Origin of the sequence: Caballeronia sp. (assembly GCF_028292365.1) — a bacterium.
Classification (GTDB): domain Bacteria; phylum Pseudomonadota; class Gammaproteobacteria; order Burkholderiales; family Burkholderiaceae; genus Caballeronia.
This window is the reverse complement of record NZ_JAQGMM010000609.1, coordinates 1-10188: the sequence shown is the minus strand read 5'-3', so window position 1 is coordinate 10188 and position 10188 is coordinate 1. Positions and strand designations below refer to the sequence as shown.

Annotated in this window: 10 protein-coding genes and 1 pseudogene; 8 read left to right on the top strand and 3 right to left on the bottom strand. The window is 60.3% G+C overall.

Going from position 1 to position 10188, the window contains the following annotated elements; genetic code table 11:
- Together JWR14_RS35775 and JWR14_RS35770 are read left to right on the top strand one after the other, a co-directional pair.
- Positions 1-286, top strand: a pseudogene (locus JWR14_RS35775) (hypothetical protein); the annotation flags it as partial.
- 55 nt (positions 287-341) lie between these two features.
- The gene (locus tag JWR14_RS35770; protein WP_158937667.1) at positions 342-1148 is read left to right on the top strand and encodes an endonuclease/exonuclease/phosphatase family protein; all 807 of its coding nucleotides are present in this window, start codon (positions 342-344) and stop codon (positions 1146-1148) included.
- A gap of 33 nt (positions 1149-1181) precedes the next feature.
- Here JWR14_RS35770 and JWR14_RS35765 read toward each other — a convergent pair whose 3' ends face one another.
- The 3 genes from JWR14_RS35765 to JWR14_RS35755 all read right to left on the bottom strand — a co-directional run bounded on the left by JWR14_RS35765 (position 1182) and on the right by JWR14_RS35755 (position 3593).
- Positions 1182-1595 carry a response regulator gene (locus JWR14_RS35765; protein ID WP_299718979.1) on the bottom strand — a complete coding sequence of 138 codons (414 nt, stop codon included), beginning with the start codon at positions 1593-1595 and terminating at the stop codon, positions 1182-1184.
- A gap of 70 nt (positions 1596-1665) precedes the next feature.
- The gene (locus JWR14_RS35760) at positions 1666-2649 is read right to left on the bottom strand and encodes an aldose 1-epimerase (RefSeq protein WP_299718987.1); all 984 of its coding nucleotides are present in this window, start codon (positions 2647-2649) and stop codon (positions 1666-1668) included.
- Between the two features lie 98 nt (positions 2650-2747).
- Positions 2748-3593 (bottom strand): phytanoyl-CoA dioxygenase family protein, encoded by an 846-nt coding sequence (locus JWR14_RS35755; RefSeq protein WP_299718977.1) that lies wholly within the window; start codon positions 3591-3593, stop codon positions 2748-2750.
- 271 nt (positions 3594-3864) lie between these two features.
- Between JWR14_RS35755 and JWR14_RS35750 the strand changes: the two genes are divergently transcribed.
- The 6 genes from JWR14_RS35750 to JWR14_RS35725 all read left to right on the top strand — a co-directional run.
- On the top strand, positions 3865-4923 hold the full coding sequence (locus JWR14_RS35750; RefSeq protein WP_299718985.1) for a LacI family DNA-binding transcriptional regulator: 1059 nt from the start codon (positions 3865-3867) through the stop codon (positions 4921-4923).
- 124 nt (positions 4924-5047) lie between these two features.
- Complete coding sequence (locus tag JWR14_RS35745; RefSeq protein WP_299718975.1) at positions 5048-6061, top strand: ABC transporter substrate-binding protein; 1014 nt, start codon at positions 5048-5050, stop codon at positions 6059-6061.
- Between the two features lie 154 nt (positions 6062-6215).
- Positions 6216-7790: a sugar ABC transporter ATP-binding protein gene (locus JWR14_RS35740; protein WP_299718973.1), complete on the top strand. Its 1575-nt coding sequence runs from the start codon at positions 6216-6218 to the stop codon at positions 7788-7790.
- On the top strand, positions 7787-8773 hold the full coding sequence (locus JWR14_RS35735; RefSeq protein WP_299718971.1) for an ABC transporter permease: 987 nt from the start codon (positions 7787-7789) through the stop codon (positions 8771-8773). Before JWR14_RS35740 ends, JWR14_RS35735 begins: the two co-directional genes overlap by 4 nt.
- Positions 8774-8785: 12 nt before the next feature.
- Complete coding sequence (locus JWR14_RS35730) at positions 8786-9742, top strand: ABC transporter permease (RefSeq protein ID WP_299718969.1); 957 nt, start codon at positions 8786-8788, stop codon at positions 9740-9742.
- Between the two features lie 126 nt (positions 9743-9868).
- The coding region (locus JWR14_RS35725; protein ID WP_366144629.1) for an alpha-ketoglutarate-dependent dioxygenase AlkB at positions 9869-10188 on the top strand (320 nt) is incomplete at its 3' end.

The window sequence follows — 10188 nt, the reverse complement described above, 5'->3', positions numbered from 1 at the left end:
CAAACCCGCCGGCGACATCGACCTTCAGCGCACGCTCACCATTTCCCCCATTCACGCCAACAACGACGACATCACGTTGCAGATCGACGCGCAGGAAACCTTGCAAAGCAATGACGCGCCGGTAACGGTGGCGGGTTGCAAGTTGCCGCCCCAACCGCGTCAGGTCAGCGCCACGCACCCCGGGCTGGTCCTGAAGCCGGGTGATTGGTCGACGTGGCAAATCGTCGATAAAAACCCGTCGATCACCTACAAGGTTCGTGCAACGCTGGCAACGGCTGCGCAATAGCGCGCCGCGCGTCGATCACACTCGACGCAGCCGCGTCCCACAACTCATTCATCGCATGCGAAATCCAGAACATTTCACCTCCGGCATTCCTTCCGTTCGCGACACACCCGACTTCGTGGCCGTGAGCTGGAACTTGCACAAGGGGCGCTCACCGCTCGGCCTCCAGGCGTGGAGCGCAATGCAGCGCTGGGTTCAATCGACCAAAGCCGATGCCTATTTCCTGCAGGAAGCCATGGCGCGCCGGATGCCGCAACCGGTGCTGGCGGCGAGCTTCGGCAATCCGCTCGATGCCCCCGTCGATGACATCTGGCATTGTCAGGCGACGGAAATCGCCACATCACTCGATTTGCAGATCGCGCTCGGGCAGAACGTGTTCAAACCATCGTGGCGGCATGGCAACGCGATTCTTTCGCCGCATCCGCTGGATCTGGGTGGACGTTGGGATATCTCGGCGCATCGGTTCGAGCGGCGTGGCTTGCTGGTCGCGCGCGCCACGTTTGCCGGGCGTTCGGTCACGTTGCTGTGCGCGCATCTCGCGTTGACGCGGGCGGCGCGACTGCGGCAAATGAACTGGATCGCGTTGTGGATTTCGAAGGAAGCGCCTGAAGGCCCGCTCGTTTTGGCGGGCGACTTCAATGACTGGCGTAATGATTCGGTGGGCGTCTTCGGTGAGCTGGGGATGAGCGAAGTGGCGACCATGCTCGGTGAATCCGGTCGGACCTATCCGGCGTTTTCACCGGCGCTCGCGCTCGACAAGATGTTCGTACGTGGAATGAAACCGGTTGAATGGATCACGCCGACGCAGGACACCGCATGGCTGTCCGATCATCTGCCGTATATGGCGAAGCTGCGGGTGGAATGAAGCAGCTTTTTATTTTTGTTTCTGATTCTGTTTCTATTTCGCGCCGCCTGCAAATGACGCGGCGATCACGGTTTCTATCGCGGTGAAAGAGACGGGCTTGACCAAGTGGTGGTCGAAGCCGGCATCGCGTGCCTTCTGCTTGTCGCTGTCCGCGCCATAACCCGTCAATGCAATCAACAATGCGGTTTTTGTCACCGCCCGCGTGCGCATCTCGCGCGCGACTTCAAAGCCGTCCATGCCCGGCAAACCAATATCCAGGATCACGACATCGGGCGCGAAGTCATCGACCATGGCGAGCGCGCTCGGGCCATCGTGCATGACGCGAACTTCGTGGCCGAGCGTTTCGAGCAGCATCGACATGGCTTCGGCTGCGTCGACGCTGTCGTCGACAAGCAAGACCCGGCGCGGTTGGGTCGATTCGCCGGGCGCGCTGTCGATCATCGTCATGGTACTTTCCTGGAATTTTGAGAATGCTGAAGGTGCTCGCACGCCGAGCGAATCAAGCGCGCGGATAATTTCAGGATGATACCGGGAAAGTGGATTCGCTCCGTTCAGCAGATTGAGCGAGACCGTGCGGGATCCAGCCGAAGCGCGCCTGGATTATTTCTCCTGGCATTAACACCCCGCCGCCGATGTCCTCTCGCGATGCGTCGAGGTTCAGGAAATCCACCGTGTTCGTTACAGGTTCCACGCACAGCAGGTCGGGATGCGCCGAGGGTGCGAACAGGACCATGTGATCGAACGGCGCATCGGCCGCAAGCGTCACGCTGCGGTTTTCATCAGGCCATGCGATGGTCGCGGACCTCGACCAGCCCGCAAAGTTGTTGTCCAGATCGAAGGCATCGGCGGACAAACCTTCCGGCGATGCCAACGCATCAATGCACGGATGCGCGCCAAGCTTCGTCGGCAGAAGATCCTGCGTGGCGTGCCACATCGCGCGAACGTTGGTATGGATTCGCGTGGCCGGCGTGCGAGGGTAATAAGGATGATGACCCATGCCGAACGGCATAGGCTGATCAGCGAGATTGCGTATCGACATGGTGACGAACAAGCCTGAGTCATCGAGTTCGAAACGCTGTGTCGCTTCGTATCGATACGGCCAGTGATGAGCAGGTCCGCCGCCTGGTTCGTGATTCAGATGCAATTCCACCGTGGTCGGTGAAACCAATCCCACGCGCCACGGCCGCCGCCACGCGTGCCCATGCAGCGCGTGATCGAATGCGTTGCCATCGGCGGATAGATCGACTTCCCGACCGTCGAAGGCAAACCGCGCATCGCGCAACCGGTTGCAGTACGGCAGCAACGGAAAGCTCGCCATGCCGAGCGGGTTGCACGCGGCGAGCGCATCGACCGATGCGGGACGCAGCCAATGCAGCGCGTTGCCGTCTTCATTGCCGCCGTCCGGCAGATCGTAGAACGCCGCAATCGCGCCGCCGACGTGCGGCGCCAGCAACACTCGCCGATTCTCAAAGCGCAGTTCGATCAGCGAAGTATCATTCAACGCGACGCGAAACGTGCCGTCAGCGGCCGGCGTGGGCTGAGTGAATTGGGTCGATTGAGCGGCGGCGCTTTCACCCGCGCGTGTCCGTTGATCGGTGTTCAATATGCAAACCGCTGGTAACTTTCATCGAAGGTCCGCGTCGTCTTGTCGACTTGCGGGCTATAACGCAGCAGCCGTTTTGCGCGGGCGGGCAGCGCGGCGAACACATCGCGCGGCACTTGCACCTGCACTTCCGGCCGGAAATACCATGAACGGCTGTATCCGATCACGACCATCGGACGCGGGGTATCGGTGAGATTTGGCGTTCCTCTATGCAACCCGCGCACGTCGCGGATCATCACGTCGCCTAGTTGCATGGGAACGCGTTCCGCCGGGTACCGTCCATCCGCCAAGCCAGCGAGTGCTTCCTCACGCGATATCCGATGCGTTCCGCGCGTCGTCTCCAGCGACCCGTTCTCGTCATCCACGTCGATAAGCGGAAAATTCACCGCCAATTGGAACGACGGCGTCTCCGGGAAGTTATCGAACAAAGGCGGCGTGTCGCGATGCCAGTCCTGAAAGTCGGAACCGCGCACGGGGGTATCAGTGGCGAGCTGGCACATAACGGGGTCTGGCCCGGCGATTCGCTCGACGATCCCCAATACATCGTCATCGCAAAAAATGGCGGGATCGGCGAACTCGCCCTCGAACGGCAACGTGACGTAATAGCGCCCCGGCCCGCGATTGCCGCTGCCACCCTGCTCGCGCGCCGCCGTTTCATGCGGTTCGAAAAGCGGCGCGAAAGCCGCGCGCCAGGCCTCAAGCGTTGCGCGCGGGAAATGGTTGGGCAGCAGGACAAAACTGTCACGCTCGAAATCCTTCGCAAGCGCATCGCGAGCGCGCTCGTCGTAGCGGGCCATCATCGTCTCCTTGGTTGCGCCACGCGAGTCGGGCGCGGTCGGCACGCGTGGCTTTCATTGATCCGACAGCCCGGCGCGCGCCCCGAGAATCGCACGATCGCCATGAAGTAGTCAATATTATTAGTAATTACACTTAGATCCACTTTATTGCTGGCGAGGGTAATGCTGGCAATGGTTTGGGAGCGTTGTCGCCAGGAAATATTAGTGGTACCGTCGGCGACATCCGCATAACGTTTTAGCGCAACGCAACGACAACACCGCCGCCGCCCTTTCGCGGCCTCAGACAATGAAAAAATCCACGCAACGCCGTCCGACGATGACCGACATCGCGAAACTGACCGGCGTTTCGCAGTCCACCGTGTCCTTGGTGCTGAACAACGCGACCAGCGCGAAATTCTCTGACGCCACGCGCAACAAGGTAATGAAGGCAGCACAGGATCTCGGCTATCGGATGACGGCCCGCGAGCCGCTGGACGCGACGATCGCGGCGAACGAGAAGAACCTTATTGTGTATCTCGCCGATGAAATTTCGACGAGCCCGCATCCTGTGGTGAACATCGACGGCGCACGCGATACAGCATTCGCAAACGGCCGGATGCTTGCTGTTTACTCGACGCACGGCAACGCGGAAATAGAGCAGCAAGTACTCGACGCCACGCTGACAAACCCCAACGTGCTCGGCGTGATTTACGCGACGGTTTATACCCGAAAGGTTACTTTGCCCGCCGCGCTTTCAAAGGTCCCGACGGTCCTGCTGAACTGCTACACCAGCGATTCCGAGCTTTCTTCGGTGGTTCCAGCTGAAGTTGCGGGAGGACATGCCGCGACGGAATATCTGCTGAACGCGGGGCATCGAAGGATTGGGTATGTGAACGGTGAACCTTGGCAAGACGCGTCGCGCGATCGCCTGAAAGGGTATCGAACGGCGCTCTCGACAGCAGACCTCCCATTCGCCGCCGAGCTGGTGCGTGAAGGCGACTGGAGCTCGGGTTCGGGCTTCGAACAAACGCTCTCGTTGATGCGTGAACCCAACCCTCCAACGGCCATTTTCTGCGCGAACGATCTGATGGCGCTCGGCGCAATCGAAGCGCTAAAGCAGTTGGGGCTACGCGTACCAGAAGACGTCTCCGTACTCGGTTACGACGATCAGGAGATCGCCCGGCACACACATCCGCCGCTCTCCACCGTCGTCCTTCCGAACTATGAACTTGGCAAATGGGCCGTCGAAACGCTGCTCCAGGAAGAACACAACCGCGCCGCCGGCGCACCCGTTCGCCGGCGCACAGTCAAGCTCGACGGACCACTGGTCGAACGCGCGTCGGTAAGGGTAATTACCGTAGCAAGACAACCCGCAATTAATAATATTAGCGATTGACCAATAATAAAATACGGTGGAATAATCATCGCACCTCGACTTATTGAGATAGAGCTGAGAGGCCGAAAGACACAGCAGGACCGAAGTACTTAAAAAAGCAGGACCATCCATACCGGAGGAAGACATGCTGTCGCTTGAAAATTTCAACAAACGCAAATTCCCGTTGCGCGTGCTGGCTTCATCGGTGCTCGCGCTGTCGATGGTGGCAGGCGTAAGCATCGCCCACGCCGACGACTCTCCGCTGCCCAAGCTGGCGACCAAGAAGCCCTTGCGCGTCGGCTTCGCCCAGACCGAAAGCAACAACCCGTGGCGTCTCGCCGAAACCAAGAGCTTCAAGGACGTCGCGGCGAAATGCGGTTGGCAAATGGTCATGACCGACGCAAACAGCTCGGCATCGAAACAAGTCGCCGATATCCAAAGCATGATCGCGCAGCACGTCGACCTGATCGTCTTCCCGCCGCGTGAAGAAAAGCCGCTCGCGCCAATCGTCCTGCAAGCGAAGAAAGCGGGCATTCCGGTGATCCTCGTCGACCGTGACGTCGATCAATCGGTGGCGAAAGCGGGTAAGGACTACATCACGTTCATCGGCTCGGACTTTATCAACCAGGGGCAACGTGCGGCTGACTGGCTGGTTAAATCGACCGGCGGCAAGGCCAAGATCATCGAACTGGAAGGCTCCACGGGCGCATCCGCTGCGAACGATCGCAAGAAGGGTTTTGATGACGTGATCGCGAAGAATCCGGGCATGCAGATCATCGCGTCGCAAAGCGGTGACTTTGCGCGTGACAAGGGTCGCCAGGTCATGGAAACGCTGCTCCAGGCCCATCCCGACGTCACCGCCGTCTACGCGCACAATGACGAAATGGCGCTCGGCGCGATTGCCGCGATCAAGGCGGCCGGCAAGCAGCCGGGCAAGGACATCACCCTGGTGACGATCGACGGGACGAAGGGCGGTATGGACGCTATCGCCGCCGGTGAACTCGGAGCCAGCGTGCAGTCGAGCCCATTCTTCGGCCCGCTTGCTTGCGACGTGGCGCAGAAGTTCGCGAAGGGCGAAACGGTCCCGCCGTGGGTGAAAGTCTCCGACCGCTTCTACGATAAGAGCAACGTTAAAGAGAGCATGCAGTACGGTTATTGAGCGGATGCGTTCAGTCAACGCATGACGCTTGGGGTTGAGCAACGAAGGTGTTCGAAGCGGCGCGCCCCGTCTTTCGCGGGCCGTCGCTTCTTTTGTATCCGGCGGACTGAAACGCATTCATTGCGAGAAACCAGCCGCCAGGGAGACGCACTAGATGAACGCACCGAATTCTGGAACACCCCTGCTCGAAATGCAGGACATCGACATCAGCTTTGGCGGTGTGGCTGCGTTGCGGCACGCGCGGCTCTCAGTGTCGGCGGGAGAAGTGCACGCGCTGATCGGGCAGAACGGCGCGGGGAAATCGACGCTGATCAAGATCCTGACGGGCGCATACCGGCGCACGTCGGGCACGATTCGCTTCGATGGCCGCGAAGCCGATTTCCGCAGCCCGAAAGAAGCGCGCGAAGCCGGTATCAGCACGATCTATCAGGAGATCAATCTGGTGCCGTTCCGCTCGATTGCCGAGAACATTTTTCTCGGCCGCGAGCCGCGCCGGTTCGGGTTGATCGACTGGAAGACGATTCATCGTCGTGCGCAGGAACTGCTCGACTCGTTCGGATTGCAGATCGATGTCAGCAAACCCGTGCGCGAGTTTTCAACCGCCATTCAGCAGATGGTGGCATTGGCGCGGGCGGTATCGTCGGACGCGAAAATGGTCATCATGGACGAGTCCACCTCGTCGCTCGATGAACGCGAAGTGGAGTTGCTGTTCACCGTGGTCCGACGTCTAAGGGACGACGGCCGCGCAGTGATTTTTGTGTCGCATCGGCTGGATGAGCTGTATGCGCTGTGCGATCGCGTCACGGTCATGCGCGACGGGCAGACCGTCGCGGAAAGCCCGATGGCCGCGCTCGACAAGTTGCAACTCGTCACCACCATGCTAGGGCGCACGCTCGCCGCCGTCGTGCACGAGGACAGCGCCGTCAAGGAAGCGAACCTCGCCAAGCGCGGTTCGACGGCGATTAGCGCGACGAACCTTGGCGCGGGCGCGAAGGTGTCCGATGTATCGCTCGATGTTCACTCCGGCGAGGCCGTCGGTCTTGCCGGGCTGCTAGGCTCGGGCCGCACGGAAACCATGCGGCTGATGTTCGGCGCGGATTCGACCGAGCGCGGATCGCTATCCATCGATGGTAAGCAAGTCACGCTCAAATCGCCGCAAGACGCCATTGCGCGTGGGATCGCGTATCTCACCGAGGACCGCAAGGGCGAAGGCATCGTGCCGGAGCTCTCGGTGCGCGATAACCTCACGCTCGTGTGCCTGCGCACGCTGACCAAACGCGGCGTGGTCGATGTCGCGAAGCAACGCGAGATCGTGGACCGGTTTATCGAATCGCTGGGGATCAAGCTGCGTTCGCCGGACCAGCCGATACGCGAACTATCGGGCGGCAATCAGCAGAAAGTTTTGCTCGCGCGCTGGTTGGCGACGAACCCGACCTTGCTGCTGCTCGATGAACCCACAAGAGGGATCGATGTTGGCGCGAAAGCCGATGTTGCCAAGATCATCCGCGAACTCCGCGACTCGGGACTAGCGGTGTTGCTGTCGGCGTCCGAGCTGGAAGAATTGACTGCAGTGGCCGATCGCGCCGTCGTGATCCGCGATGGCAAGACCGTCGCCGAACTCGACGGTGCGCGCATGAGCGAAGCATCGATCATGGATGCGATCGCGTATGGCTCGGGAGAAGAATCCTCGCTGGCGGAAGCGGTCGATGCCAAAGAAGGTCAGCCATGAATCAGAAAACGCAACCGGCAACCGCCGCGCCGATCGCACAGGCCGCGCAGAAGAAAAAGCATCGAATCACGATTCAGCGTGAGATCGCCGTGCTGCTCGCGATGATCGTATTCAATCTGCTCTTCACGCAGCACTTCTGGTCGCTGCAGACCTTCAACGTCAACCTGACGCAAGTGGTGACGATCGTGATCGTCGGCATTGGGATGACGCTGGTCGTGGCGACGGGCGGTATCGATTTATCCGTGGGCGCGTCGATGGCGATCGCCGGTTCGCTTGCGCCGATGATCTTCATGAACATGGCCGGCCCATTCGGCATTGCGTTGGCCTTTGTCTTGCCCGTACTGGCTGCCGCGCTCTGCGGCGTGTTCAACGGTTTCCTCGTTACAAGGCTCTCTGTACAGCCGATTGTCGCGACGTTGGTGCTGTTCATCGCGGGGCGCGGCATTGCGCAAGTGTTTACCGATGGCAGCCTGCAAGCATTCGATAACCCCGCGTTCCAGTGGATCGCGTTGGGCCGCGTAGCGGGCGTGCCGGCGCAAGTGTTTTTGATGCTCGCGCTCGTGGCGTTGTTCGCGTGGATCGTGCGCAAGACTTTGTTCGGGCAATACTTGCTGGTCACCGGCGGCAACGAACAGGCCGCGTACCTGAGCGGCATTCCAACGGCGCGCGTGAAGATGATTGCGTACACCTTGTGCGCGGCGCTGGCAGGGTTGGCGGGGTTGATATCGATCTCGGTCAATTCGTCGTCGGACGCCAACGTCATTGGTCTCGGCTCCGAGCTCGATGCCATCGCCGCAGTCGCCGTGGGCGGCACGGCCCTGACGGGCGGCAGGGCCTACATAGTGGGCACATTGATCGGCGCGCTGATCATCCAGTTGCTGCGATACACGCTGCTCGCCCACGGCATTCCCGATGCCGCCGCACTTGTGGTCAAAGCCGGCATCATCATCGTCGCGGTGTACGTACAGCGGCGTCAGCGATAGGAAGATATCGACATGAAAAAGAACCTTCCCATTCTGTTGGCATTAGCGGCATTACTCCTGCTCGGCGTGCTTCGATACGACCACTTTGCATCGGCCTACAACATCAATTCGTTCTGGCGATACAACTCGATGTTCGCGTTGATATCGGTGGGCATGGCGTTTGTGATCATCACGGGCGGTATCGACCTGTCGGTTGGAACGGTCGCGGCGCTGGCGAGCGTGGTGGCCGCGCTGGCGAGTCCGCATGGCGGTCTGGTCGCGGTGCTCGCGGGCGCGGGCGCGGGACTCGCTATCGGCGTGTTGAACGGTCTCGTCATCACGCATATGCGGATCTTGCCGTTTATCGTCACGTTGGCGACGAGCCTGGGGGCACATGGCTTAGCGCTGCTGCTCGGCCATAACGATGCCGTATCGATTGCACCCACCTCCAGTTTCGGCAACTTTGGACAAGGGGATGTATGGGGTCTGCCGATCCCGGGAATCGTGGCGGCGGTGGCGGCAGTGCTGGGCTGGCTGGCATTGAGAAGCACACGCTTCGGACGACATGCGCTGGCAATAGGCGGCAGTGAGGAAGCCTCGCGTTTGATGGGCTTGAATGTGGACAGGACGCTGGTCATGGTCTATGCGCTGAGCGGCTTGCTGGCAGGCATAGCGGGCGCGATATTGGCGGCGCAGTTTGGTGCCGGGCAGCCGAATGAAGGCGTGGGCTGGGAGCTGTTTGCGATATCGGCGGTGGTGCTGGGCGGGACGTTATTGACGGGCGGACAAGGATCGATCGCCATGACGATTGCCGGCGTCGCGCTGCTGGGTTTGGTGTTCAATCTCTTGAACTTCGAGAACGGACTGGGCTTTATCAGCCTGTCGGCGTACTGGCAGTCGGTGATACGCGGCGTGTTCTTGTTACTGGTGATCGTGCTGCAAGCACGCGTGCTGAAGAAGCGGGTGGCGGTGACGAAGCTGGCACGTTGAGAGAGGCGCCGCCACGCCACGTGGCGGCTTATAAAACATGTGAGCAAGTTTCAGGAAAGAGAATCTGCTAAGTTATAGGAACTGAGACCCTGATCTGGCAGACAGCCCGAAGGCGCAATCACCGCCATGTTCGACCTCTTCGACGACATCCCCAAGCCTGACATCGTATGGCTGCCTGACTGGCTGGACGCACCCACTGCGTCCGATACGCTAGCCACCTTGCTCGATGAAATCACCTGGCAGCAGGACTCGATGAACACGCCCGCCGGCAAGATCCCCTTCCCGCGCTTGACCGCGTGGCAAGGCGATCCAGACGCGGTGTACGTGTACTCGGGCATTCGCAACATCCCCAAGCCGTGGACGCCGACGGTTTTATTGTTGAAAACAAAAGCCGAAGCCGCCGCTCAAACTGCGTTCAACAGCGTGTTGGTCAACCGCTACCGCAC